23 protein-coding genes and 4 pseudogenes are annotated in these 24,292 nt (G+C 68.9%); 11 read left to right on the top strand and 16 right to left on the bottom strand.

What is annotated here, in order from left to right:
* Positions 1 to 49: 49 nt before the first annotated feature.
* From SALPAC6_RS0113725 to SALPAC6_RS25960, 7 genes and pseudogenes are all read right to left on the bottom strand, one after another.
* On the bottom strand, positions 50 to 352 hold the full coding sequence (locus SALPAC6_RS0113725) for a DUF6262 family protein (protein WP_018251584.1): 303 nt from the start codon (positions 350 to 352) through the stop codon (positions 50 to 52).
* On the bottom strand, positions 349 to 2,289 hold the full coding sequence (locus tag SALPAC6_RS30775; RefSeq protein ID WP_018255396.1) for a tyrosine-type recombinase/integrase: 1,941 nt from the start codon (positions 2,287 to 2,289) through the stop codon (positions 349 to 351). The genes SALPAC6_RS0113725 and SALPAC6_RS30775 overlap by 4 nt, the downstream gene beginning before the upstream one ends.
* Complete coding sequence (locus SALPAC6_RS0113715) at positions 2,255 to 3,337, bottom strand: tyrosine-type recombinase/integrase (protein ID WP_018251582.1); 1,083 nt, start codon at positions 3,335 to 3,337, stop codon at positions 2,255 to 2,257. Before SALPAC6_RS0113715 ends, SALPAC6_RS30775 begins: the two co-directional genes overlap by 35 nt.
* A gap of 149 nt (positions 3,338 to 3,486) precedes the next feature.
* Positions 3,487 to 4,992 (bottom strand): IS1634 family transposase, encoded by a 1,506-nt coding sequence (locus SALPAC6_RS0113710; RefSeq protein WP_018253977.1) that lies wholly within the window; start codon positions 4,990 to 4,992, stop codon positions 3,487 to 3,489.
* 121 nt (positions 4,993 to 5,113) lie between these two features.
* Positions 5,114 to 5,425: pseudogene (locus SALPAC6_RS31400) on the bottom strand (DDE-type integrase/transposase/recombinase); the annotation flags it as partial.
* A 305-nt stretch (positions 5,426 to 5,730) separates the two neighbouring features.
* The gene (locus SALPAC6_RS31395) at positions 5,731 to 6,039 is read right to left on the bottom strand and encodes an IS3 family transposase (RefSeq protein ID WP_018253975.1); all 309 of its coding nucleotides are present in this window, start codon (positions 6,037 to 6,039) and stop codon (positions 5,731 to 5,733) included.
* Positions 6,040 to 6,459: 420 nt separating this feature from the next.
* Positions 6,460 to 6,697: pseudogene (locus tag SALPAC6_RS25960) on the bottom strand (type II toxin-antitoxin system Phd/YefM family antitoxin).
* Positions 6,698 to 6,953: 256 nt separating this feature from the next.
* Between SALPAC6_RS25960 and SALPAC6_RS0113690 the strand changes: the two are divergent.
* Positions 6,954 to 7,208 carry a FitA-like ribbon-helix-helix domain-containing protein gene (locus SALPAC6_RS0113690; RefSeq protein WP_018253973.1) on the top strand — a complete coding sequence of 85 codons (255 nt, stop codon included), beginning with the start codon at positions 6,954 to 6,956 and terminating at the stop codon, positions 7,206 to 7,208.
* Positions 7,190 to 7,606 carry a type II toxin-antitoxin system VapC family toxin gene (locus tag SALPAC6_RS0113685; protein ID WP_026189652.1) on the top strand — a complete coding sequence of 139 codons (417 nt, stop codon included), beginning with the start codon at positions 7,190 to 7,192 and terminating at the stop codon, positions 7,604 to 7,606. The genes SALPAC6_RS0113690 and SALPAC6_RS0113685 overlap by 19 nt, the downstream gene beginning before the upstream one ends.
* Positions 7,607 to 7,782: 176 nt before the next feature.
* Here SALPAC6_RS0113685 and SALPAC6_RS25955 read toward each other — a convergent pair.
* The 7 genes and pseudogenes from SALPAC6_RS25955 to SALPAC6_RS0113645 form a co-directional block, all read right to left on the bottom strand.
* Positions 7,783 to 8,040: pseudogene (locus SALPAC6_RS25955) on the bottom strand (tyrosine-type recombinase/integrase); the annotation flags it as partial.
* Positions 8,041 to 8,198: 158 nt separating this feature from the next.
* The gene (locus SALPAC6_RS0113675; protein ID WP_026189651.1) at positions 8,199 to 9,287 is read right to left on the bottom strand and encodes an IS630 family transposase; all 1,089 of its coding nucleotides are present in this window, start codon (positions 9,285 to 9,287) and stop codon (positions 8,199 to 8,201) included.
* A 43-nt stretch (positions 9,288 to 9,330) separates the two neighbouring features.
* On the bottom strand, positions 9,331 to 10,140 hold the full coding sequence (locus tag SALPAC6_RS0113670; protein ID WP_018253969.1) for a GNAT family N-acetyltransferase: 810 nt from the start codon (positions 10,138 to 10,140) through the stop codon (positions 9,331 to 9,333).
* 305 nt (positions 10,141 to 10,445) lie between these two features.
* A complete protein-coding gene (gene nshR / locus SALPAC6_RS0113665; protein WP_018253968.1) occupies positions 10,446 to 11,348 on the bottom strand; it encodes an NshR/TsnR family 23S rRNA methyltransferase in 903 nt (300 codons plus the stop codon).
* A gap of 288 nt (positions 11,349 to 11,636) precedes the next feature.
* A complete protein-coding gene (locus SALPAC6_RS0113655; protein ID WP_018253966.1) occupies positions 11,637 to 12,779 on the bottom strand; it encodes an epoxide hydrolase family protein in 1,143 nt (380 codons plus the stop codon).
* An 84-nt stretch (positions 12,780 to 12,863) separates the two neighbouring features.
* The gene (mgrA, locus tag SALPAC6_RS0113650) at positions 12,864 to 13,859 is read right to left on the bottom strand and encodes an L-glyceraldehyde 3-phosphate reductase (RefSeq protein WP_018253965.1); all 996 of its coding nucleotides are present in this window, start codon (positions 13,857 to 13,859) and stop codon (positions 12,864 to 12,866) included.
* A 20-nt stretch (positions 13,860 to 13,879) separates the two neighbouring features.
* Positions 13,880 to 14,335 carry a GNAT family N-acetyltransferase gene (locus SALPAC6_RS0113645; RefSeq protein ID WP_018253964.1) on the bottom strand — a complete coding sequence of 152 codons (456 nt, stop codon included), beginning with the start codon at positions 14,333 to 14,335 and terminating at the stop codon, positions 13,880 to 13,882.
* A 106-nt stretch (positions 14,336 to 14,441) separates the two neighbouring features.
* On the opposite strand from SALPAC6_RS0113645, the gene SALPAC6_RS0113640 reads away from it, so the two are divergent.
* The 9 genes from SALPAC6_RS0113640 (at position 14,442) to SALPAC6_RS30770 (ending at position 23,215) form a co-directional block, all read left to right on the top strand.
* Entirely contained in the window at positions 14,442 to 15,050 is a 609-nt protein-coding gene (locus SALPAC6_RS0113640; RefSeq protein ID WP_018253963.1) for a TetR/AcrR family transcriptional regulator, read from the top strand.
* 54 nt (positions 15,051 to 15,104) lie between these two features.
* Complete coding sequence (locus SALPAC6_RS0113635; RefSeq protein ID WP_018253962.1) at positions 15,105 to 15,572, top strand: hypothetical protein; 468 nt, start codon at positions 15,105 to 15,107, stop codon at positions 15,570 to 15,572.
* 159 nt (positions 15,573 to 15,731) lie between these two features.
* On the top strand, positions 15,732 to 17,114 hold the full coding sequence (locus SALPAC6_RS0113630; RefSeq protein ID WP_018253961.1) for an FAD-binding oxidoreductase: 1,383 nt from the start codon (positions 15,732 to 15,734) through the stop codon (positions 17,112 to 17,114).
* Positions 17,111 to 18,454 (top strand): SAM-dependent methyltransferase, encoded by a 1,344-nt coding sequence (locus SALPAC6_RS0113625; protein WP_018253960.1) that lies wholly within the window; start codon positions 17,111 to 17,113, stop codon positions 18,452 to 18,454. The genes SALPAC6_RS0113630 and SALPAC6_RS0113625 overlap by 4 nt, the downstream gene beginning before the upstream one ends.
* A 131-nt stretch (positions 18,455 to 18,585) precedes the next feature.
* The gene (locus SALPAC6_RS0113620; protein ID WP_018253959.1) at positions 18,586 to 20,004 is read left to right on the top strand and encodes an MFS transporter; all 1,419 of its coding nucleotides are present in this window, start codon (positions 18,586 to 18,588) and stop codon (positions 20,002 to 20,004) included.
* 73 nt (positions 20,005 to 20,077) lie between these two features.
* On the top strand, positions 20,078 to 20,380 hold the full coding sequence (locus SALPAC6_RS0113615) for a putative quinol monooxygenase (protein ID WP_018253958.1): 303 nt from the start codon (positions 20,078 to 20,080) through the stop codon (positions 20,378 to 20,380).
* 137 nt (positions 20,381 to 20,517) lie between these two features.
* Positions 20,518 to 21,717, top strand: a complete 1,200-nt coding sequence (locus tag SALPAC6_RS0113610; RefSeq protein ID WP_018253957.1) for a hypothetical protein — start codon at positions 20,518 to 20,520, stop codon at positions 21,715 to 21,717.
* A 96-nt stretch (positions 21,718 to 21,813) separates the two neighbouring features.
* Positions 21,814 to 23,073 carry a hypothetical protein gene (locus SALPAC6_RS0113605; protein ID WP_026189650.1) on the top strand — a complete coding sequence of 420 codons (1,260 nt, stop codon included), beginning with the start codon at positions 21,814 to 21,816 and terminating at the stop codon, positions 23,071 to 23,073.
* Between the two features lie 10 nt (positions 23,074 to 23,083).
* Positions 23,084 to 23,215, top strand: coding sequence for a hypothetical protein (locus SALPAC6_RS30770; protein WP_263404714.1), 132 nt, complete (start codon positions 23,084 to 23,086; stop codon positions 23,213 to 23,215).
* Here the strand turns inward: SALPAC6_RS30770 and SALPAC6_RS0113600 are convergent.
* Together SALPAC6_RS0113600 and SALPAC6_RS29040 are read right to left on the bottom strand one after the other, a co-directional pair.
* Positions 23,206 to 23,529 carry a GYD domain-containing protein gene (locus SALPAC6_RS0113600; RefSeq protein ID WP_018253955.1) on the bottom strand — a complete coding sequence of 108 codons (324 nt, stop codon included), beginning with the start codon at positions 23,527 to 23,529 and terminating at the stop codon, positions 23,206 to 23,208. The two genes, SALPAC6_RS30770 and SALPAC6_RS0113600, sit on opposite strands and share 10 nt — an antisense overlap.
* A 171-nt stretch (positions 23,530 to 23,700) precedes the next feature.
* Positions 23,701 to 24,282 (bottom strand): annotated as a pseudogene (locus tag SALPAC6_RS29040) (dihydrofolate reductase family protein).
* Positions 24,283 to 24,292 lie beyond the last annotated feature (10 nt).

Genomic DNA, 24,292 nt, shown 5'->3' with positions numbered 1-24,292 from the left:
CTTATCCGGCTAATGATCTTGGTCTTGGGTGTTTGGCCGGTTAACGCTTTCAGGTCGGTTCTCGGGTGTTGATTCGGCGGAGTTGTTCTTCGTGGCGTCGTACTCGGGCGGCGATGGCGCCGACGGCGGCGCGTAGGGTGGCCAACTCGTCGGTGATGGCGGTGAGGGTGCCGGTGTTGGTGGCCTGGTGTCGGTGGTGGTCGATGACGGCTCGCAGCGGGGGGTTGCGGTAGAGGGTGGTGCGGGCCAGGCCGGTGTGCGCGGCGACGGCGGTGAAGGTGACCGGCTGCCCGTCGCGGCGCAGGTCGGCGCAGGCCCGCTCGACGCGGTTGAGGTCCTCGGTGTTGCTCATCCGGCTTGCGCCTGGCTGATCAGGGTGTCGAGTCGGGCGATGAGTTTGCGGTGCCGTTCGGCTTCGCTGATCCAGCCGCGCTGTTCGGCGTCGGTGGCCAGCGCCGCGGCGTCGACGCGTTGGGCGGCGAGGATGGGCAGCGAGCTGGTTTCGGTGTGGAAGCTGGGGCAGTGTTCGCAGATGTTGGCGTAGGTGCAGGCGCCCTGGGCCGGAGCTCGCAGGCAGAAGCCGCTAGCCAGGCGGGACTTGACCAGCGGGGTGGTCTTCCAGTTGGCGCCGCTGGTGATATCGGCCAGCGGCAGGCTGGTGCGGCTGGTGGCGGGGGTGCGGGCCTGCTGCTTGGCGAGGGTGAGCGCGCGTTCGTATTCGTCGCGGACGGTGGCGTCGAATAGCCGGCCGTAGCGCAGGCTCATCTCGGCGGAGACGTGACCGAGCAGGGCCATCAGCGCCTGCAGGGACACTCCGGCGTTGACCAGGGCAGTGGCGTAGGTGTGCCGCAGTTGGTGGGAGGTGATGTGCCCGAGACCGGCGGTCTGGGTGGCCCGGTCGAGTTCGGTGCGGAGGGCTTGCTGGCCGAGGCGCCGCCCGTGGTGGGTGAACAGGAACTGCGCCAGGCGGCGGTAGCGGGGGTGCGGCAGTGGCCGGCCTGGCGACCGAATCTCGGTGATGTGGTCGATGAGGTCGAGGATCTCCTCATCGAGCGGGACCATGCGTTCGGTCTCGAGTTTGCCGAGTGGGACTTTGAGCCAGCTGCCCTGGCCGGGGACTTCGTGCACGCAGTTCAGCTCGAGGTCGAGTAGTTCCCCGATGCGTAGTCCGCAGGCCCGTTGCAGCCGCAGGGCGTAGGCGGCAAGTTCGTTGCCGGGGTGCTCGCGCAGCGCGTCGGTGAGCCGCCGGTCGGCGTCGATGGGCAGGTAGCGGGGCAGGGGCTGCGGCAGCTTGGGAATGTCGTCGCGGAACACCAGTTTGCGAGGCGGCGCTTCGGGCCAGCCCCATTCGGTGATGTCGGTCAGGAAGGTCGTCAGGGCCAGCACCCGTCGGGCCCGGTCGGCGACCGTGATGACCTCGCCGGTTTTGGTGTTGCGGGCATCAACGAGGAAGGTCAGGTAAGGCTCGATGTGCTGGCACCGCTGCAGCGACGCGATGCTGGGCAGGTCCGGGTCGATGCCGGTGACGAAGACACCGAAGTGCTTGAGCCGGGTGGCCAGGGCCGACACCGTCTTGGCGACGCAGGTTGCGCGTTTGCGTTCCAGGTAGGCGATCAGCGTCGCCCGGATCGGCGCCGCCACCTCGGACAGCCGTTTGGTCAACGGTATCGGCCCGCCGCAGCGGGGCAGGTCGGCCGCGATGCCCATGTGGAACAGGACTCGCTGGGTGTTGCTCAGCGCGGCGAGGTAGTGCTTGTGGTCGGTGCCGGTGCGGGCCTGGCGATCGCGGCATGCGGTGGCGAACTTGGCCAGATCGTCCACGGTGAGTTGGTTCAGTCTCCGGCCGGTCTGGATCAGCAGGCGGGCCGGCACCTGCGAGCCGGTGGCGAACCGGACCCGTTCGGTGAACCCCAACTCGGCGGCGGCGGTCAGGAACCGGTCCAGGTCGACGCCGATCGGTGACTCCTTGATCTCCCGCCAGATGCTGGACAGCTTGCGCTCCAGCAGATAGTCGTAGCCGGGCCGCAGCCCGCGGTGCAGCATCAGGAACGTGATCAGCGGCCGGGTCGACGAGTTCGCCGACAGCCGAACCTCCAGCGGCTCGCCTGCCCAGTCCTGCGGCCAGGGCCACCGCCGAAAGAACGCCCGGGCCGCACGGTAGTACGCAGCATTCCCGCGGCTTGTGGCTTCCAGATACTCCAGGTAGGCGGCGTTCGCATTGCCATCGCGGTGGCGATGCGCGTTGCCGTCAGCGTCACGGGCGGGCGCGCATGCGGTCACGGGCGGCATCGAATTCGGCTTTCACGTGGGCGGGAGCCAGATGGATATACCGGGCAGTGGTATCGACATGGGCGTGACCGAGTAGGGCCTGCATCACCGCGAGGTCGACGCCAGCCTCGGCCAACGCGGTGCCGAAGGTGTGCCGCAGCGCATGCGGATGACCGCCGGTGATCTCGGAGATGCCGCGGTGGTAGCGGAAGATCGTGCGCAGTCCCGCCGCGGTCAGCGCCCGGCCCCGGTTGGGGCCCTTGGCCACGATGAACAGCCTGCCGCTGGCGGTCTCCGGCCGCTCCGCGAGGAGGTAGACCTGGATCACCGAGGCGACGTCGGTATCCAGCGGCACCCGCCGTTCCCGCTCGCCCTTGCCGACGACCTGCAGCCACCGGCCGCCGATGTCCACATCGACAATGCCCAACGCGAGAACCTCGGCAGAGCGCAGCCCGCAGTAGAGCATCAGTCCGGCGATCGCCCGGTCCCGCCACGTGTGGAAGCTCGCCAGCAGTTCGGCGGCCTGTCCCTGGTCCAGCGGCCGGGGCAGCCGGCGCGGTTGGCGAAGCCGCAGCACCGAGCGGCGCGTCGGCCGGCGCACGGTGTGCGCGAGCATCCCCGTGCGTTCCCCGGACGCCACCCACCGCGCCTCACGTCCTTTCGGCACCGGGTTCGCCGCATCGGGGTTGCGCATGGCCCGGAACGCGAACAGCCCGGAGACCGCCGCCAGCCGGCGGTTGATCGTCGCCGGCGCATACCTGTCCAGCCTGCGCCCGCTCAACGCCACGACGTTCGGACCTGGCCGCCCCGGCACCCGGGCATCGCGACAGGCCCGCAGGAACTTCAACAGCACGTCCGTGTCCACCGCAGTCAACGTCATGTCCTCGCCGGCCAACCAGCGGCAAAACGCCAACAGGTCGTACCCGTAGGCTCGGACCGTCTTCGGTGAATAGTTCCGGTCGCCCAGATACGCCAGATACTCGTCCACCAACGCGAACGCCGCGGCGCCCGACCCCGCCAGCACCCAGCCGTCATCTCGTTCCTCGAGCCGCAGCCCGCCCTCGCTCATGAGACACAGATGTACCGGCAATGACCGCAACCTGCCGGAATCCCCAGAACGTCGGCGTGTCTCTGACCAGGGGAAACTCGAAGATTAGCCGGTTAAGAGGGAGGCGCCGACTCTGCCCATCGATCCGGTCAGGCCTGAGTTGTAGCGATTTAGTGACCACTCCAGCCGAGGGTGGTCAGGAGGGTTCGGGTCTCGGCGGTGATGCGTGGCTGGGCGGTCACTTGCTGGGTGCCGATGGTGACGGTGGCTGAGCGGAGGGGCCGCAGGGTCTTGAGGATCTTGTTGATACTCAGCCCGGAGCGTGCTTGGGCTTCGCGGGAGATGGCCAGGGCGGCGAGCACGACGGTCAGGTGGGCCTGGATGCTGTCTTCGAGGCGGTGGAAGACCGGTCGTGCGGCCAGGTCGGACTTGGTCATCCGGAAGGAACGTTCGACCTGGTAGAGGTCGTGGTAGGCGGCCACGACGGCCGCACCGTCCATCACGGTGGGGTCGATGTTGGTGACGTAGCCCTTGATCCCGATCAGGGATCGGGCGCGTTCGACGAGGTCCCAGTTCACGCTGGTGGTGCTGTCGGTGAAGGTGACGAAGCGGTCCTTCTTCAGCGGTCGTTCGCCAGCGGCGACCTTTTCGGCGCGTTCGACCATGGCGTTGATCGCGCGGTTGTCGTGCTGGGCTCGTGTGAACGTGTACTGGTAGACCACCCGCCGGTCGCGGGCCTTGGTCCCGGTGCCCATGCGCCGGGTGGTCTCGATCGTCGCGCCGTCGGGCAGGTGGTTGCCGTGCCGCTCGACGTGGGCCTCAAGTTCGTAGGGGATTTTGCTGGTCTTGGAGCCGACGATGAACCGGAATCCGTTGTCTTCCAAGGCCAGCAGGTTGGCCGCGGACAGCATCCCGGCGTCGGCCACCACGACCAGGTCGTCGGCCTGGTGGCGGTCGCGGAATCGGGTCAGCACCGGGATCAGGGTTTTGGTCTCGGCTTTGTTGCCGGCGAACAGGTCTATCTCCAGCGGGAACCCGTTGGCGGTGGTGAGCAGCCCGACGGTGACCTGCGGGTCGACGCGGCGTTCCTTGCTCATCCCGACCTTGCGCAGCTGGTCTTCGCGTTCGACCTCGAAGTGCAGGGTGGTCACGTCGTAGAGCACGACCGCCAGCCCGCCGCCGCGGGTGGCGTGCCGGTGACAGGCCTGCGCGATCACGGCCCGGTAGTCCCGCTCGACCACCCGCTTGAGGCAGCGCATGAACGTCACCCGATGCGGCGAGGCGATCCCGATCTCGGTCAACACACGCACGGTGTCGGCCTTGCTGGTCGGCTCGATCACCCGGCCCAGAACCAACGCCCGAAACGCCTCATCGCCGAGGCGATCCAGGCCGAGGTCGTCGTAGAGGCTGTTCAGGACATCCCACAAGATCAGCGAGGACGTGCCCTCGACCACCGCCGACGCCCCGCCCGCACCGGTGCCGACGCCGTCCAGGTCCAGGGCAAACTGCCCACCATGCAGGCGTTCCTCAGCGACCTGCAGCAGCAGCGCCAACTCGTCGTCGGTATGGGCCGAGCCGATGTGCTCGATGCTCAGCACCCGCCGGCCTCGCTTGTGCACGATCTGGACCGCGGTCGCTCCGGAGGCGGTCTTCACCCGCCGCACGAAAGCGCCCACCCCGCGAGACTACCCACGCCGCCAAGCCGCGTTAGTGACCACATCGGCGCCAATCCGCCGGCAAACGCCGAGGTCAGCGGCACCCGTGATCACAAGATCGCCAGAACGCTACAACTCAGGTCAGGTGATGCTGGTGCAGGGCGTGGACGAATTTTCGGCTGCGAAACTGCGACCCACGGTCGGTGTGCAGCACGCAGCCGGCCACCCGGCCGCGTCGGGCTACAGCGTTGTGCAACGCGTTGACGGCCAGCCGGGACTTCATCCGTGAGTCGATGGAGTAGCCGACGATCCGCCTCGACCACACGTCCTTGATCGCGCACAAGTAGAGCTTGCCCTCGCCGGTGCGGTGTTCGGTGATGTCGGCCAGCCACAACCGGTTCGGGCCGTCGGCGGTGAAGTCCCGTTGCACGAGGTCGTCGTGAACCGGTGGACCGACCTTGCCACCCTTGCCGCGCTTCTTGCGCTTACCGAAGGCGCTCCACCAGCCATTGTCCGAGCAGATCTTCCACCCGGTGCGCTCCGCCATCGCCTGTCCGGCGGCGCGGGCCTCATCGACCAGGAACCGGTACCCGAACTCCGGGTCATCGCGGTGGGCATCGACCAGGGCATTCGCGCGATGAGCGGCGACGAGTTCGGCGTCACCGACGGGCCGGCCGAGCCACCGATAGTAGGGCTGACGAGCGATGTTCAATACCCGGCACGTCACCGCGACGGGGATCCCGTCGGCGGCCAGCTCGCTCACGAGCGGGTAGAGCCTTTTCCCGGCAGATGCGCCTGCGACAGATACGCCGCGGCCCGACGCAGGACCTCGTTCTCCTGCTCCAGCAAGCGGATCCGTTTGCGGGCCTCGCGCAGCTCGGCTGACTCGCCACTGGGCGTGCCGGGCTTCGCGCCGGCGTTGATGTCGGCCTGACGCAGCCACTTGAACAACGTCATCGGGTGGACCCCGAAGTCCTTCGCGATCTGCTCGACCGTCACGCCTGGCTCGCGGTCACGGGCCACCCGCACGACGTCATCACGGAACTCTCGGGGGTAGGGCTTGGGCACAGCGACATCCTTCCAGCCCGCCCACAGGGCAAGCCAACTCAGATGTCACCTACTGGTGCAGCAGACCCGAAGCCAGTCTGACCAGCCAGTCCCAGACCAGCCACTTGAATCCTGACAGTGCTCGATGTCCCGCGACCCGCGGTGCTGGGAGTGCACGATCTGCACCGCCCGCGCCCCGGACGCCGTCTTCACCGTCCGCACGTACGCCACGACCACCCACGATAGAACCGACCCCGTTTAGTGCATGCCTCCCGACACGCCACCGCAGGTCACAGGCCTACCAACCACCGAATCAACCGATCTTGGCCCAAGTCAGGTTGCATCGGATGTCCTCGATCAAGGCGTTCACTCGGCTGAGCATCTGGCGATCTCGTTGCCAGGTCAGATAGGCTTCCCAGCCTCGTCCGGCGAACTGGACTTTCACGCCGCCGAGGCCTCGCCTGAACTGGGGTCGGGGTCGGTCAGGTCGTGCGTCCCCGCCGTCGTTACGTAGCTCTTCGACGGCTTCATTTTGGCGGCGCGCGTTGGCGGGGCTGGCCATCAGGTAGGCCGTCTCCTTCAGCGACTCGTACTCGCGCAGCGAGATGATGACCGCGGCCTCCCGGCAGTGGCGAGTGACCACCACTTCCTCGGCGTCGTCCACGACACGGTCGAGCATGTACACGCCTGCCCGTGCTGCTCGTCAGATGCTCCGATGTCTGACTTTGAACTGTTGATTAGGCTCAGGAGCGGCGTGGGCGTAGCGGAGCGGATCGCCGGTGATCGTGGCGAAGTGGTTCGCATGGTGGTACCTCCGGCCCACACACTTCTCGGACCTGCGGCTCTTGGCCGTACCGCAGTCGTCATGCGAACCAGTTGATCGAGGGTCCGAGTCTTTCCTGACGAGCGAGCGATGCTGCATGCATAATGAATGCATGGTTGCTCTCCAGATTCGGGACGTGCCGGAAGAAGTGCGAGACGCCCTGGCAGCCCAGGCCAGGGCGCGCGGGCAGTCACTCCAGGCATACCTGCTGGAACTGGTGGAGACGCAGGCTCGACGGCTGCGCAACACGGCGGCCCTTGATCGCTTCGCCGGCCGATCCGACGGTGCTCGCTCTCTGCTGGGGGAGAGCGCCGCAGAGTTGAACGACCAGCGGGAGCAGCGCGGACCGTGGGGAAGCGCCGCGTGATCGTCGTGGATGCGTCAGTTCTGGCCGACGCTCTGGTCGATGATGGGCCGGCCGGGGACGCGGCGCGGGCGGAACTGACCGGAGATCCGCACTGGGCCGCGCCGAGTCATCTTCTGGTCGAGGTCATGTCCGTGATCAGAGGCAAGGTCCTCGGTGGGAAGCTCGGCCTTGCCCGGGCTCAGGAGGCGATCGACACCCTGCCTTCGTTGGCCATCGACGAGGTTGGCGTCGCGATGCTGGTGGACCGGATGTGGCAGATGCGGGGCAATGTCACGGCGTACGACGCGGCTTACGTCGCGGCGGCGGAGTTGATGGCCTGCCCACTCGTGACCGGTGATGGTCGGCTCGCCAAGGCCAGCGGTATCCGCTGCGAGATCCGACTGCTCGCCGCGTCCTGACGGCGGCCGCCCGAGGATCATCGGCCTGACGCCCTTGGACCGACCATCCTGAGTGGAAGCGGATCACCGACAATCGTCGCACTGTGGTTCGTATGGTGGTACCTCCGGCCACTCCAAGCCACTCCTGAGCTGCGAAAACGCAAGCTGAAGATCATCGGGCACAGCCAGGTCGCAACCTAACTCCGATCTTGGGCTCGGTAGCTACTCTGCCCGGCACTGCCGGAGTTCCGCAGGAGGTCACCGACCAGGCCACGCGGCTGGTCCTTCTTCGGCAGCCAGTGCACGTAGGTCTCCAAGGTGATTCGCAGGTCGGCATGCCGGAGCGCCTTCTGCACCTCCTGGGGCTCGACGCCGTCGCTCATCAACGTGGTGGCGAAGGAGTGGCGTAGAGAATGGAAGTTTCCCTCCTTCGGCCAGCCAGCCGCCTCGCGATACGCGTCCCAACGCCACGTCGCGCGCGAGCCCTACGACCTCATCGCCCGGACACCTCAGCCCGACAGCCGGACATCGACCGCTTGGCATCCATAGGGGACAGCAAGCTCGCGACCAGCTTCCAGGCCACCCTCGACCACCAAGATTCGCAAGAAAGAACCTAGTGTCCTGAGTCGTTAGTTCGACCACAGTATGTGGCGAGGCTGTTGAGGATCTCGTCTGCGGTTCTGGTCCAGACGAACGGTTTCGGGTCGGTGTTCCATGCCTCGATCCAGGTCTGTACGTCGGTTTCGAGGTCGGCGAGGCTGCGGTGGCTTGACCGGCGGAGTTTGCGGTTGGTCAGTTCGGCGAACCAGCGCTCTACGAGGTTGAGCCAGGATGCTGATGTCGGGGTGAAGTGCAGGTGGAAGCGGGGGTGCGCGGCCAGCCAGCGGTGCACGGCCGGGGTCTTGTGGGTGGCGTAGTTGTCCAGCACCAGGTGCAGGTCCACGTCGGCGGGGGTGTTGGCGTCGATGACCTTCAGGAACTTCAGGAACTCCTGATGGCGGTGCCGGCGGTGCAACTGGCCGATGACCTTGCCTGTTGCCGGGTCGAACGCGGCGAACAGGCTGGCCACGCCGTGACGGACGTAGTCGTGGGTCTGCCGCGCGGGGACGGTGGGCATCATCGGCAGCATCGGCCGGGTCCGCTCCAAGGCCTGCATCTGCGATTTCTCGTCGACGCACAGCACCATCGCCTTGACCGGCGGATCCAGGTACAGGCCCACCACGTCACGGACCTTCTCCACGAACATCGGGTCAGCCGACAACTTCCAGGTGTCGACCAGATGCGGCTTGAGACCGAATGCCCGCCAGATCCGCGACACCGCCGTCTGTGACAGCCCGGTCTCGCGCGCCATAGACCGGGTCGACCAGTGACTGTCCTGATTGGCCGGCTGCTGTTCGAGGGTTTTGACGATCACCTCCTCGACCCGGTCGTCGCTGATCCGACGAGGCGCCCCGGGCCGAGGCTCGTCAACAAGGCCCTCCAACCGACGCGCCAGGAACCGACTACGCCACTTGCCTACCATGTCCCGCGACACCCCAAGCCGCTGCGCGACGTGCGTGTTCACCAGGCCGTCGGCGCACAACAACACGATCTTCGACCGCAGCACCAACGCCTGCGACGACTTACCCCGCCGCGCCCACCGGCTCAGACACGCACGCTCGTCATCAGTCAGTTCCACCACACCACGCGGACGACCAGCCATACCGACAGCCTACTATCTGCCGCCGAATTAACGACTCAGGACACTAGGCGAGCGCCTGCATCACTGGGCTGAACCATCGGCCGCGATCTCCCGGAAACGCTGACGATCCGGAGACCATCAGCGTGGTGCTGCCTCGCAGCGTGGCTCCGGCGCTCTCCACCCAGTCACGCAACTCTCTTTCGTGATCGAGCAGATCGACCCGAACGGACCCTCCCGAACCATGGGCAAGATCACCAATCAGCGTCGCCGCAGCCCGACGATCCGCCGCCACCACCGGCCCGATCATCAGCTGGCCGAGGTTCCGCCACGCCGCGCCATACCCGACAATGTCGTCGTCGAGCTCCACCACGTGCAGTCGGGTGGCGAACGACAATAGCCGTTGCACCAGCTCCCCGCGCGGGGCGCCCACGATCGCGGCGTCGAGTGCCGCGATCGCTGGGACATCCTCCGGCGTGGCCGGCCGGGAGCACGCCGTCGCATGGCCGGGGACGCTTCCGACGTATGTGTGCAAATCCTCGACGGCAGTGAAACCGAACTTCTCGTACAAGGGACGGCCCGCTTCGGTCGCGAACAGTGCTGCTGTCCGCGTGCGGGTTGTCGCCAGGGCCTGGGTCACGAGCTGTCGGCCCAGTCCCTGGCCGCCGTGTCGCGAGGCGACCAGCACCATGCTGAGTACCGCTAGCGAGGTCCCATAACGGGTCACGATCGCCGTGCCGACCACATCCCCACTGTCATCCCGGGCACCCCACACGGTGCCCAGTTCGAACAGCAGACGCCACTTTCCTTCCTCGGCAGGCCACCCCCGCTCCTGTGCCAAAGCGAGGCACTGCGGAAGGTCCGCGACGGTCAACACCCCGATATTCCACGTCACGCCCACGATGCTGTCAGCGTGCTGACCTCGGGATCAAATTGGCGAGTGTCGACTGGATTCGAGGTCCTCGGCGACGCCGGTGCCATCGAGGCTCCCCGTACAGGAGGCACGTTCTGTCGGCGGCCCGTGCGATCGAGATGGTCGCCTTCCCACCGACGTCAATGATTGTTTCCGAGTTCGCGAAGCGGGTCGCCGAAGGAGACAGCGCCATCGAGTTGTTCGTGGCGTCGGCCGTGCGTTCGAGGGCAGACCGCCGAATTACGGATCATGGCGGGGCCGCTCGCCGGTTACCGGCCGGGGCGGCCTCGGTGTCCCGACCGGACGGGTCGGCCGCTGTGCCTGGCGATGCCTCGCCGGCTGTCCCCCGCAGGGCGTGGCGAGCGGCTTCGTGCGGGGAGGTTCCAGGAGGACCGCTCGTACAGGGCGATCCCGGCGCAGACCGAGACGTTCAGCGACTCCGCGTCCGGGTTGAGGGGGATCGACACGGTGCTGCTGGCGATGCTCTCGAACGACCGCGACGTGCCCGTCTTCTCGGCCCCGAGCAGGAGGGCGAGCGGCTCGTCGGCGTCGCGTAGATTGCTGACCGCCAGATCGCCGTCCGTGTCGAAGGCGATCAGCGGGACTCTGCTGTGCTGGAAGTGGTCGACCGCCTCGGCCCGGGACGCGAGCACGATCGGCAGGGAGAAGACGTAGCCGCGGCTGGCCCGGACGAGGCGTCGGTCCGCGACGGTGGCCAGGTCGCTGTCCACGAGCACGATGCCGGCGGCACCGAGCGCGAAGGAGGTGCGCACGATAGCGCCGATGTTGCCGACGATCTTCACGCCGTCCAGGACGATGATGTCACCGGTTGTCCGGGACAGGTCGTTGAAGCTCCACGGCCGCGGCGTGCGTGCCACACCGAACACCTTGGGCTTCTTGTCGGCCTTGAACAGGCTGTTCATGATCGGGCCCGCCACCAGGCGAACGGGGATGTTCCGCTGCCGGCACGCGGCGAGCACCTCGTCGGGGAAGGGACTGCTCTCGACTCCGTAGACCTCGACGAAGTCCAACCCCGCCCGCATGCACTCCACGAGCGGCTCGGCATCCTCGATGAGAACGGTGCGGACGACAGATCGCGAATGTTTGACGACGTCGCTGATCCGCTGCACGGCCGGATCCGACCGTTCGGTGATGACATCGAGGCTTACCACGGGCGCGACCCTAGCACAAGCCCCTTTCGCTTCCGCTATCTGGCTCGAGCCGGCTGGACCAGTCGTCGATCGAGCGCCGGTACCCGTGGGGCATGGGTGGGGCCACGATCTCGTCGCCGAACGTGACCCCAAGCAGCCTCGTCAGGGTAGCGGGATGGCCCGGCTGGCGCCGGGCCATCCTCGCGGCATCCGGCTTTGCTCGGACGAGCACGTACCGGACTGGGTTGGGCGTTGGGTGGGCTATTTGGCCTGCGGGCCGTGACGTGGGGTTGCCGTTGACCCGCGGGGTTAGGAGATGCTGCGAAAGAAGGTGTGGATGTCGTTGGCGAGTAGCTCGGTGGCATCCATTGCGGGGAAGTGGCCGCCTTCGGGGAATTCGCTCCAGTGGCTGATTGCCTTCCCCGGGTCCATCGCGCGGCGTAGGAGTGGGTGGGTGTTGAACACGGCCCATCCGGTCGGTACGTGGGTGGCCATGACCAGGTCGAGGTCGGAGTGTTCGGCCTCGTAGTAGAACTGTGCGCTTGATTCGCCGCTGCGGGTGAACCAGTAGAGGCTGATGTTGGTGAGGAGTTGGTCGCGGTCGACCGACTCGTCCGGGGTCTGGTAGCTGCCGTTGGTTCTGGTCTTGAACTTTTCGGCGATCCACGCGAGCTGACCGACCGGCGAGTCGGTGAGGGCCGCGCCGATGGTGTCGGGGCGGTGGTTGTGCATCAGGAGGTACCCGCGATCGGCTGAGCCCTCGGTGCGTGCCGCCTCGATCTGGGCGATTTCGTCTTCGGCGAGGCCCTCGGGGTAGGGGAACTTGTCGCCGACCAACCCGAGCAGGAGGGGGTCGAAGCCGAGGTGCGTGCCGATGACCCGCTCCGGGTAGTCGGCGGCGAGGCGGCCGGTGGTGCCCGAACCGATGTCGGTGCCGTGGGCGGCGAACCTCTCGTAGCCCAGGCGGGTCATGATCTCGGCATAGGCCTTCGCGGTCTGCGCCAACTCCCAGCCGGTCCCGGACAGCGGGGTGGAGAAGCCGAAGCCGGGCAGCGACGGGATGACCACGTGGAACTCGTCGGTCAGCAGCGGAATGAGCTGCTGGTACTCGACGAACGAGCCGGGCCAGCCGTGGTTCAGGACCAGCGGGGTGGCGTGCGGGTTCGTCGATCGAACGTGGACGATGTGGAACGTCTGACCGTTGACGACCGTGGTGACCTGTTCGTGCTCGTTGAGTTTCGCCTCCTGCGCGCGCCAGTCGAACCCGTCGTGCCAGTACTCGGCGAGTTCCTTCAGGTATGCCAGCGGGATGCCGCGGCTGAAGTCGGTGCGGTCGTCACGGCCGGGCACCGGGTTGGGCCAGCGGGTGTGGGCCAGCCGGTTACGCAGGTCGTCGAGGTCGGCCGGTGAGATGTCGATGCGGAACGGGGTGAGTGCGTTGTTCTCGTGCATGACACTGACGGTCTCAGGCAATGCGGCAGGTTAGCTTCCGCGATCGTGGAGAGGGGGAAACGTGTTGGAGACCACGGGCCGGTGTCAGTCGAGTTGGCGGTCGACTTCGGCCAGTTCCTCGGTGGTCAGCTCGAGGTTGTCCAGCGTGGCGAGGTTGGCCTCGAGTTGGGAGACGCTGCTGGCGCCGATGATCAGGCTGGTCATCCGGGGGTCGCGTAGAGCCCAGGCGAGTGCGAGCTGTGCGAGGGACTGGTCGCGACGGTGGGCGATGGCGGCGAGTCGGCGGATGGTGACCAGCCGTTCCGGGCTCACGTCCTGTTCGGACAGGTGGATGCTGGTGCGGACCCGGGAGCCGGCTGGGATTCCGTCGAGGTAGCGGTCGGTGAGCAGGCCCTGCGCCAGTGGGCTGAAGGAGATGCAGCCGGCGCCGACATCCGCGAGCGTGTCGAGCAGGCCGTCCTCCTCGGTCCAGCGGTTCAGCATCGAGTATGACGGCTGGTTGATCAGCAGCGGGGTGCCCAGGTCGCGCAGGATGGCCGCGGCCCGCCGGGTCTGTTCGGAGGTGTAGTTGGAGACGCCGACGTAGAGCGCCTTGCCGGCCCGGACGACGGCGGCGAGGGCGCCCATCGTCTCCTCCAGCGGGGTGTCCGGGTCGTACCGGTGGCTGTAGAAGATGTCGACGTAGTCCAGCCCCAGGCGGCGGAGCGACTGGTCCAGCGAGGCGACGAGGTACTTGCGGGATCCCCACTCGCCGTACGGGCCGGGCCACATCAGGTAGCCGGCTTTGCTGGAGATCACCAACTCATCGCGGTAGGGCTTCAGGTCCGTGGCGAGCATCCGGCCGAAGTTCTCCTCGGCCGCCCCCGGCGGTGGGCCGTAGTTGTTGGCGAGGTCGAAGTGGGTGACCCCGAGGTCGAAGGCCCGGCGAACGATGTCCCGCTGCCGATCGAAGGGACGATCGGGCCCGAAGTTGTGCCACAGGCCGAGCGAGATCGCCGGCAGGCGGAGCCCGCTGGCCCCGCTGCGCCGGTAGGTCATCTGGTCGTAGCGGGTGTCGGCGGCCTGGTACGTCACGATCATGAGAGTAGCTGCCGACCGGGTCAGGCCAGTTCGCGGGCGTAGCAGACGGAGAGTGACTCGTCCTGGTACGGGCCGAAGTTCGCGATGCGGTGGTAGCCCTCGCGTTCGTAGAAGCGGATCGCGTCGGGTTGGGCGGGGCCGGTCTCCAGCAGCAGGGTCCGTACGCCGGCGGTGCGGGCGGCGTCCTCCAGGGCTTGCAGGATGGCGGTCGCGACGCCGGTGCCGCGGGCGCTCGGCTCGACGTACATCCGTTTGATCTCGGCGGATTCGGTGGAGAGGAAGCGGAGGCCACCGCAGCCGAGCGCGGTGCCGTCGTGGTCGCGGGCGACGAGGAAGACGGGGACGCTGTCGGCGGTGGGTGGGGCGCCGGGCTCGTGGTCGTCGCTGCGGTAGCGCGCGTCCAACTCGGCGCGCTGCGCGGCGCGCAGCCGGGTGCTGTCGGTGGACTCCCACGGTTCGGGGTGGACGGAGATCACGTGCCCTCCTGGTTCGTAACATGCGTTACCGTAACGTACGCTACGAGAGTGGGGGCCGGCGCAGAGGACGCGGGGCCTGCCGGATGGAGCGTACCGGGGAGGGTGGATGGCCAGCCGACGTGACCGGGTTGACCAGCGGCAACGCCTGTCGGCGGCCACCTGGTCAGTGCTCGCCGAACGCGGCCTGCCCGGTCTCACCCTGCGTGCCGTCGCAGAGCGGGCCGGCTGCACCACCGGGATGGTGCTGCACACCTTCGCCGACAAGCAGGCCCTGCTGGTGCACGCGCGCGAGCTGCTTCACCAGCGCACCGGACAGCGGGCCGACGCCGTACAGGCCGCCGCCGACACGCCCAGCGCGGCGCTGCGCGCCGTGCTGCTCCACGCCGCCGCCCCGACCACGGAGCGCCAGGAGGAGGCGCGGGTGTGGGTGGGGTTCCTGGCCGCCGCTTTGGCCGACCCGGTCCTGGCCGAGCTGCACCGCGGCTACAACCGCCGGTTCGTTGATCGGGTTCGGGGATTGGTCGCCGCGGTCCGGCCCGACTGGCCCGCGGCGGACTGCGCGTCCGCCGCCACCGGGCTGGTCGCCCTGGCCGAGGGGCTGAACACGCTGACCGCCATCGACCCGGCCACCTACTCCGCGGCGGCGCAGCGCGTCGCCCTCGACGCCGCGCTCGCCCGGCTCGGCCCAACTGCCGTCGACCACCCGTCCGGGTGAACACCGAGCTGGAACGTGACGCGGACCGGCGCGTCGCGGGTTTGACTGGCAGGCGTGGACAGCGCAGGGCTGGGGCGGGCCTACGACGAGTTGCTCGCGGAGGTGGCCGCGGGCGGTTTCGGCCCGGCGCCGCAGGGGCAGCTCGACGCTGCGCAGATCGTCGCCCATCTCGTCGCGAACGACGAGCTGATGATCGAGGCGACCGAGGCGGTCCTCGCCGGCTCGCCGTTCGCCTACTACGACCTCGAGACGGTGCACCGGCCCCAGGTCGATGCACTGGTCGCCGAGCTCGGTGGTCTCGACGGGCTGGATGCCCGGTTGCGCACCACCAGTGGGCGGCTGGTGGCCCTGGTTGACCGGCTCGGCCCGGCGGCCGGCACACCGGTCGACACTCACCTGCGGGAGGGCTACGACCTCGACGTGGACGGCCCGCTGCCCTGGGGGCGGGTGTTGGACCTGCACGCCCGGGTCCACCTCCCCAAACACCAGGCCCAGCTCAGAATGCTTCGGGTAGCCGGGTAGCCGGGTAGCCGGGTAGCCGGTCAGCCGAACTGCCACCGCTGCCGGGGGTCGTCGCCGCGTCGCTGCGCCGATCGGGCCCATCCGGCCCGGGTTGACACGTCCGGATCGGCCACCGTGGACATCCATTGTCTGGACCCCGCCTGGGCGTAAAGTGATCTCATGAATGCCGTGCGTGATCATGATCAGGCGGTGGTCCAGCTCCGGCGCTCGTACGCGGCGGTGCGGCCGGGACAGCCGGTTCGGCTCGCCAAACACACCTCCAACCTGTTTCGCCCGCGCGCGGCACTCCGCGCGCCGGGCCTTGATGTCAGTGGCCTCGACGGTGTCCTCCACGTTGACCCGGTGGCCCGCACCGCTGACGTACAGGGCATGTGCACGTACGAGGACCTGGTTGACGCGACCCTGCCGCACGGGCTGATGCCGCTGGTGGTGCCGCAGTTACGCACCATCACCCTCGGCGGGGCGGTCACCGGCCTGGGGATCGAGTCCACGTCGTTCCGCAACGGGCTGCCGCACGAGTCGGTGACCGAGCTGGACGTGCTCACCGGGGCCGGGGAGATCATCACCGCTCGGCCGGAGGGGGAACACGCCGACCTGTTCGCCACCTTCCCCAACTCGTTGGGCAGCCTCGGCTACGCGACCCGGCTGCGGATCGAGTTACAACCGATCGGCCGGCAGGTCGCGCTGCACAATGTGCGGTTCAACCGGCTGGAGGAGCTTGCCGACGCGATCGCCGAGGTCATCGCCACCCGCTCCTGGGCCGGCGTGGCGGTGGACGCGATGGACGGGGTGATGTTCAGCCCGGATGAGGCGTACCTGGTGCTCGCCACCTTCACCGACGACGCCGGGCCGGTCAGCGACTACACCGGTCAGGAGATCTACTACCGGTCGTTGCAGCAACACACCCAGGATGCGCTGACCGGGCACGACTACCTGTGGCGCTGGGACACCGACTGGTTCTGGTGCTCCGCGGCGTTCGGGGCGCAGCACCCGGTGCTGCGCCGGATCTGGCCGGCGCGCTGGCGGCGCAGCGATGTCTACCACCGGCTGGTCCGGTTGGAGCACCGGCATCAGGTGGCCGCCCGGATCGACCGCTGGCGCGGTCAGCCGGCGCGCGAACGGGTGGTGCAGGACGTGGAGATCCCCCTGGAGCGCGCCGCCGAGTTCCTGCGCTGGTTCGCCACCGCCGTGCGGATGACCCCGGTCTGGCTCTGCCCGTTGCGGCTGCGGGAACCAACCGGGCCGGGATCGGCCCGGTCGTGGCCGCTGTATCCGCTGCGGCCGGGGCAGAACTACGTGAATATTGGGTTCTGGGGAAGCGTGCCGATCGCCGGGGGTGCCGCCGACGGCGACATGAACCGGGCGATCGAACGCAGGGTGTCGGAGCTTGGCGGGCACAAGTCGCTCTACTCCGACGCGTACTACGACCGGGAGGTGTTCGACCGGCTCTACGGCGGCGACACCTGGCGGGCGGTCAAGGACCGCTACGACCCGGCTCACCGGCTAACCGGACTGTACGAGAAGGCGGTAGCACGAGCATGAGTCTGATCGATCGACAGCAGCAGGCGGCGAGCGTCCCCGCGACCCCGCCACGGGTGGGCCGCGGTCAGGCCCGAACCCTGGCCGATGTCATCCGGGCGCTGACCACCGAGCCCCTACCGGTACGGATCACCGGGTACGACGGTAGCTCCGTCGGCCCGGCCGACGCCGGCATCACCCTCGCCATCCGCTCCCCGCGCGGCCTGTCCTACCTGCTGACTGCCCCGGGTGACCTGGGGATGGCCCGGGCGTATGTCAGCGGCGACCTTGGCCTGTCCGGGGTGCATCCGGGTGATCCGTACGAGGCGCTGCGGGTCCTCAAGGACGAGGTGCGGTTGCGGATCCCGCCGGTGCCCGAGGCCCTGGCCCTGGTCCGGGGCCTGGGTTGGGAGCGGCTGCTGCCGCCGCCACCTCCGCCCCAGGAGGCGGTGCCCCGGTGGAAGCGGGTGTTGGGCGGGCTGCGCCACTCCCGGATCCGGGACAGCAGCGCGATCTCGCACCACTACGACGTGTCGAACGCCTTCTACGAGAAGGTGCTCGGGGAGTCGATGACGTACACCTGCGCGCTGTTCCGCTCGCCGCAGGACTCGCTGGAGACGGCGCAGGCGGCCAAGTACGACCTGGTGGCGCAGAAGCTCGCGGTCAGGTCCGGGATGCGGCTGCTGGATGTGGGCTGCGGGTGGGGCGGCATGGTCCGGCACGTGGCCCGCGAGTACGGCGTCCAGGCGCTCGGGGTGACCCTGTCCAGAGCGCAGGCCGAGTGGGCGCAGGCCGCGATCGAGCGGGAGGGGCTGACCGGGCTGGCCGAGGTGCGGTACCTCGACTACCGGGACACGCCGCGGGAGCAGTTCGACGTGGTGTCCTCGATCGGATTGACCGAACATATCGGGGTGCGCAACTATCCGGAGTACTTCGGCTCGCTCCGGGATCGGCTGCGGCCCGACGGCCGGTTGCTCAACCACTGCATCACCCGCGCCGACAACCGCGCGCCGCACCGCTCCGGCGCGTTCATCGACCGGTATGTCTTTCCGGATGGCGAGTTGGCCGGGCCGGGGCGGGTGCTCTCCGAGATCCACGACGTGGGTTTGGAGGTGCAGCACGAGGAGAACCTGCGCCGCCACTACGCGTTGACGCTCGCGGCCTGGTGCCGCAACCTCGTGGCGAACTGGGACTTCTGCATCGGCGAGGTGGGCGCGGGAACCGCCCGGGTCTGGGGTTTGTACATGGCCGGATCCCGGATGTCGTTCGAGCGTAACGCCATCCAGCTACACCAGGTGCTGGCGACGCGGACCAGCGCTGAGGGGGTGACGAGTTACCCGCTGCGGCCGGACTGGCTGCCCTGACTCCGGTGCTGGCGGCGGTCGTCGTAGGGCGACCGCCGGCACCTTCCCCGTACCCGCTCGGGCCCCCCGGGCCTGTGGCTGCCCGGACCGCGGCCACTAGCCTGGAGCGGCTCGAACGGAATGGGGGAGCTGTGCAGAACCGACGCGTCGTCGTGTTGGTCGCCGTCCTGGTGTCGACCTTCGCGTTGCCGCTCTCGCTGACCGGGGCCTCGGTGGCGTTGCCCGAGATCGGGCGTGATCTCGACACGGACCTGGCCGGGGCGCAGTGGGTGGTCAACGGCTACAACGCCACCTTCGCCAGCTTCATGCTCGCCACGGGTGCCCTGGCCGACCTTTTCGGTCGGCGGCGGGTCTACGCCATCGGGCTTGCGATCTCCGCCGGGGCGGGGTTGCTCGCGAGCACCGCCGCCGACGTCCTCCTGCTGAATGTGCTGCGCGCACTCGCCGGTGTCGGTGCGGCTGCCGCCGCGACCAGCGCGGGGGCGTTGCTGGCCAACACCTTTCAGGGGCGGGCTCGGATGCGCGCGTTCAGTGCCTTTGGTATGGCCATCGGCGCTGGCCTGGCTTTCGGCCCGACGACCGCGGGGCTGCTGATCGACTCTCTGGGGTGGCGGGCGGTGTTCGCCGTGCCCGCGTTGGTGGCGGTGGCGGTGCTGCTGTCGGTTCCGTGGCTGCCGGAGTCGCGTCAACCGCACGCGGGCCGGCTCGACTGGGGCGGGATCGTCTCCTTCACCGCCGCACTACTGCTGTTGATCTTTGGCTTCGTGCAGGGGCCGGCGTACGGCTGGGACGACCCGAGGATCGTTGCCGCTTTCGCGGCGACGGTGGCTCTGCTCGTGGTCTTCGTCCGGGTGGAGCGATCCCACCCCGAGCCGATGTTCGACCTGAACCTCTTAGCCACCCCGCGTTTCGTCGGCATCTGTCTGGCGGCGGCCACCGTCGTCTCGGTCCTGGTGCCGCTGCTGGTGTACCTGCCGTCGTACCTCACCACGGTGGTGGGGCTGACGCCCAGCTCCGCCGGCCTGACCCTGGTTCTGCTGACCGCACCGACGGTGGCGTTGCCGCTGCTCGCCGGGGCGCTGACCCGGTGGGTGTCGGCGTCGACGGTGATCGTCGTCGCCGTCCTGGCGGTCGCCTCGGGGGCGGCGTGGGCGACGGTGATCGCCCCGACCAGCGGCCCGGCTGACCTGGCCGGCCCGCTGCTTGTTATCGGTACCGGCGTCGGGTTGTCCGTCGGGCTGCTCGACGCGCTCGCCATCGCTAGCGTCCCGCCGCATCGGGCTGGCACCGGCGCCGGGATGATCAACACGGCGCGGTTGGCGAGTGAGACCGTCGCCATCGCGGTCGTCGGGGCGGTGCTGGCGAGCACCACCGCGGGTCGGCTCGCCGATCCCGGCTTCACCAGCGGGCTGCGGACCGTGCTCTGGGCGATGGCTGGTGCGGCGGCGCTCGCCGCGCTGACCGTCGCGGTGCTGGTCCGCCGCGATCAACGCCCACGCGATCGGCTCGGCTTGAGCGAGGGGGCGGAGCGCGGGCTTCGACGGTCGTAGGCTGTCTGGTGAGATTTCCGCCCGCCTACGACCGCCGAAGACGCGTGGGTGGGATCTCGCCAGTGGATCACGAGTGTGGGAGGCCCGGCAGGTGCTCATCGTCGCCGGAAGCATGTATGTCGACCCGGAGGATCGAGAAAACTACCTCGCCGGGTGCCTTGAGGTCGTGACGGCTGCGCGGGGCGCGTCCGGCTGTCTCGACTTCACGATCAGCGGGGACCTGGTCGAGCCCGGCCGGATCAACGTCTACGAACGTTGGGAGACCGAGGAGCAGCTGCTGACCTTTCGCGGTGCCGGCCCGACCGAGGAGCAGCAGGTGGCGATTCGGGACGCGAAGATCTTTCGATACGAGATCTCTGCCGTCGAGACACCCTGATCTGGCAGGTCCGCCTATCGTCTGAATCACTCCGTCGATCGGACACTTTGCTCGCCGGTAGCCGTCCCTCGCGGGGTTGCACCGGAGTTATGCCTGGTGACACCCCGAATGGTGGCCTACGCGGCGGAGGGGTCGGCGTGGCGATGACTGACTCGACGGGTTCGACGTGGCGGTACCAGTGGGCGTACCGGCAGAACGAACGGCGGCAGCGGGTGTTCCGCGAGGCCGACGGGGCGTGGCGGCGGCGGGACGAGGAGCTGCGACGCCTGCGGACCCTCGCCGAGGAGTTCGGTGGCTCGGCCGCCGCGGGTGCCGGGCTTCCGATCGAACTCGGCCCGGGAGAGACGGTCTGCTGGGTGCTGCCCGCCGCCCAGCTGGTCGAGGTGCGGCGGGCGGTGGTGCTCCCCGCACCCGAGCTGACGGTCGCCCTGCAACCCGGTCCGCTGCGCAAGCGGTGCCCGGACAGCGTGCGGATCGCCGACACCGGCATCGCCGTGATCACCAACCGTCGGCTGGTCCTGCTCGGTGGGCGCGGCCGGCGAGACTGGGCGTACGGGAAGATGACCGGTCTGGCCCACGACCCCCGCGCGCCGGTGACGCTGATCCAGGTGCTTGACCGGCGGCGCGCCTCCGGCCTGCTGCTGCCGTCGGACGCGGCGGCCGACTTCCGGTTCAAGCTGAGTGTGGCCTTCGCGGACGCCATCGAGCAGCGGGAGGCGGTGCTCGCCCAACTCGACGAGGCCCTCGCCGAGCACGCTCAGGGCAAGCCGCGTCGCCCCGCGATCCTCACGCCCGCGCAGGCGCGGCTGACCGGGTTCGTCCTCGGTGGTGCGCGGACGATGGCGGTCGCCGCCGGGGTCGCCCTGTTGGTCCCGGCGGCGTTGATCGCCTCCGCCCCGTCCGCCCCGTCCGAGGCGATCCGGACGGAGGTGGCGGCGGCGACGGCCGGGAAGGCGCCGGAACCACCAGCCGCAGCCGCCTCGGCTACCGCAAGCACCTCGGCGAGAGCTTCCACCTCTGCTGCCGCTGCCACGGCCGCCAGTGCGGCTGCCACCATGGCTGGGCCGCCAGCACCGACGCCGAACGCGACACCAGACCTGTGCGGCGCCTCGACCAACCCGCTGGGGTACGGCTTCTGCGCCGGTGACCCGATCCGGAAGCCCGCCGCCGAGGTGTGTGACTGGTTCGACTGCGTGCCCGGATTCTGGGCCGGCCGTGGGTATCTGGTGCAGTGTGGGAACAGCTCGGTCAGTCTCGCTGGCGGCAGTCCGCGCGCCTGCGGCCAACACGGCGGCGTCCGGCGCACTGTCCGGGTACTGAGCCCACAGTCAGGATGAGCCCCCTTTCAGGGGGCTGTCCCGCCTATCTGCCGAGGCCGTACTCGCCAGTAGGAGGACCGTATCCAATCCCGGATGTGAAACGTTGTTCCGTACGTGACGGCGACCTCACCCCGCCTCGTACGTGGCCCCCGACCACCCTGGCGGTCCCGGTGGGCTGACCGGGAGAACGACCGGCGACGGCGTGTTCACGTGGCCGAGGAAGATGCGTGGCGCCGCCGTGCCGACGAGCTGACCCGGCTCCGGGTCGAGGTTGGCCTGCGTGGATCTGGCTCGCCGGGGAGCGTGCCGGTGCGACTCTGCCCCGGTGAGGTGGTCCATCGCGTCTTCCCGGCCGTGGAGCTGGTCGAGGCGGTTACCGGGAACATCGGCCGACTACCCGTGCCCGGGCTGGCGGTGGACCTGGCCGGTACCGACAAGCCGCCGCGTCCACTGCCGCCGGAGATCCGGGCGGTGGAGGCCGGCAGCGGAGTGGTGACCGACCGGCGTGTGATCTTCCTCGGCCGGAACCGACAACGGGACTGGTGGTTCGAGGAGTTGGTCGCGCCGGCCCACCATCACAGTTCGCCGCTGACCCTGCTCCCCACCGTCAACGGGTCCTCGGTGACCGGGATATTGGTGTCGCGTCCGGTGACCCTGACCTTCCGGTTCCACCTCACGCTCGCCTTCGCCGACGGCCTCGGCAACCGAGACGCGGTCGCCGCCTGCCTGGATGAACTGGTCGCCAAGCACCAGCGCACCCGGCCGACGGCGCCCCCAGTCGCTCGGCCGGAGCAGGCCCCGATCCGGGCCCGGCTGAGTAACCGCCGGTGCGTCAGCGCCGTCGCGGCCGTCGCCGCCTCGGTGGTGGCTGCTGTCGTTGTCACCGCCTCGGTGGCGCTGCCACCGGCCGCGCCGATGGCGGGGCGTGACCGGTCCGAACCCAGCGACGCCGCCGGCCCGGCTGGCCCAGCCAGCCCCGCACCGAGCAGCCGCCCGGTGCTCCCCGCGTCGCCGCAGTCGCTACCCACCGTGGTACCGCCATCCGCCGTGGCGGTGCGCCCCGCGCCAACCCCCGATGATCCACCGGCACCGCACCGGTCCGAGCCGTCGCATCGTGCCGAGCCGTCGCATCGTGCCGAGCCGTCGCACCGCTCCGAGCCGTCGCACCGCTCCGAGCCGTCACACCGCTCCGGGGACGGGCGGGACGCCAAATGCGGGCGGCACTGCGGTCCGCACCGCTGGAACGACCGGTCGCCTTCGGCCGGTCAGCACAGTCGGTCCAGCCGGTGGGAGTCCGACCGCGACCGCGCCGGGTGGGGCGCGACGGGAGGCCGGGGCGGCGGACGCCCGGACCGTGCGACGAATGTGTCGTAGTCCGGTGCCAGTGTCCCAGCATGCTGTTGACCTCACTGCCGCCGGGCCGCTACGGCGCGGCGTCCAGCAGTACGTGCTACTACTCCGTCACCGGGTGCGCGGCATGCTCGGCCTACCGACTGACCGGGTGACTCACGCCTGACCCGGCGGTTGATAGGTGACCGGCGTCTGCGCTGCTTCGTCGATCTCCTCTGGCGTGATCAGCGGGATGACCTCGGCTCTCACTCCCCCTGTCGCCAGGGCGACGAGGCCGAGCGCGGCGGTGGTCATGTTGTCTGGCACCTCGCAGGAGACGAAGAGGTCGTGTTTGCCGATCGCGAAGTACAACGCCTCCACCTGCCCGCCGGCGTTCTCGATCAGCGCCCGGACCACCTCTGCCCGTGCCGTTCCACCCTGTTCACCCAGCCCCGCCAATCCCTGCGCGGTATAGGTCGCTTGGAAGAGATATTTCGCCACGCCCGTACCACCTTCCAGGGCACCCGCGGCCCGGCCCCGTGATACCCGCTCGCCACCCGGATACGCCTCAGCCGCTGGGCTGTTCGCGGACTGGGTGGCGGCGGAGGGTCGTGGAACTCACGGCCGGGTCTTGCGGTTCCGGAGAAACGTGGGTGCGGGTCGCCGGGTCGGTCACCGCTGCGCGGCTGGTTGCTGTACGCCGTACGTGAGCAGGACGGTGTCGAAGTTGTCGAAGATGCGTACGCCCAGGGTGTCGGAGGGAGACCGGGTGTTCGAACAGGGGCGAGGGTGGCTGGGCCGAAAGGCACGTGGATCGTCGATCAGGCCGTGCTGGAGTAGCCCGTTCCAGGTGGCCCGGCTGGCCCAGGTGACGATCTCCCTGCCGTCCTGCTCCTTGAGCTTGGCGATTTCGGTGGGGGCGTCGGCCCGCCTGATGATGCGGGTGTGGTCCACCCAGGAGTGGTCGGCCGGTGGCGGGGAGGCGTGGTCGGAGACGACCACCGTGTCGACCACGTTGTAGATCTCTGATAACTCACGGTCGGCCTCGAAGGCGGAGCTGTCCTCGGCGACGCCGGCTCAGTAGCTGGAGAAGATCGCGTAGGAGTTCGCACGAAGCAGTATGGTGTCGGCGGCCTGGATCCGCTCGGGGCTGTAGGTGCCGAAACAGTTTTCCAGCGGCGCTGTCCCGCCGCTTCCGGGGCCGTCGTAGAAGCCCTCCATCGACATAGCACTGACCACGATGAGTGTTCGCATGTCGCTCCCT

This window comes from Salinispora mooreana (genome assembly GCF_000379065.1).
GTDB classification, from domain to species: domain Bacteria; phylum Actinomycetota; class Actinomycetes; order Mycobacteriales; family Micromonosporaceae; genus Micromonospora; species Micromonospora mooreana.
Note: the sequence above shows the minus strand (reverse complement) of the source record. Positions and strands in the feature narration are given on the sequence as shown.

What these genes read in the sequence shown, in the direction of transcription:
- SALPAC6_RS0113715 (WP_018251582.1), bottom strand. Translation starts at nt 3,337, where the DNA reads ATGAGCGAGGGCGGGCTGCGGCTCGAGGAACGAGATGACGGCTGGGTG.
- SALPAC6_RS30775 (WP_018255396.1), bottom strand. Translation starts at nt 2,289, where the DNA reads ATGCCGCCCGTGACCGCATGCGCGCCCGCCCGTGACGCTGACGGCAAC.
- mgrA (WP_018253965.1), bottom strand. Translation starts at nt 13,859, where the DNA reads ATGATCGTGACGTACCAGGCCGCCGACACCCGCTACGACCAGATGACC.
- SALPAC6_RS0113640 (WP_018253963.1), top strand. Translation starts at nt 14,442, where the DNA reads ATGGCCAGCCGACGTGACCGGGTTGACCAGCGGCAACGCCTGTCGGCG.
- SALPAC6_RS0113690 (WP_018253973.1), top strand. Translation starts at nt 6,954, where the DNA reads ATGGTTGCTCTCCAGATTCGGGACGTGCCGGAAGAAGTGCGAGACGCC.
- SALPAC6_RS0113630 (WP_018253961.1), top strand. Translation starts at nt 15,732, where the DNA reads ATGAATGCCGTGCGTGATCATGATCAGGCGGTGGTCCAGCTCCGGCGC.
- SALPAC6_RS0113675 (WP_026189651.1), bottom strand. Translation starts at nt 9,287, where the DNA reads ATGGCTGGTCGTCCGCGTGGTGTGGTGGAACTGACTGATGACGAGCGT.
- SALPAC6_RS0113655 (WP_018253966.1), bottom strand. Translation starts at nt 12,779, where the DNA reads ATGCACGAGAACAACGCACTCACCCCGTTCCGCATCGACATCTCACCG.
- SALPAC6_RS0113725 (WP_018251584.1), bottom strand. Translation starts at nt 352, where the DNA reads ATGAGCAACACCGAGGACCTCAACCGCGTCGAGCGGGCCTGCGCCGAC.
- SALPAC6_RS0113625 (WP_018253960.1), top strand. Translation starts at nt 17,111, where the DNA reads ATGAGTCTGATCGATCGACAGCAGCAGGCGGCGAGCGTCCCCGCGACC.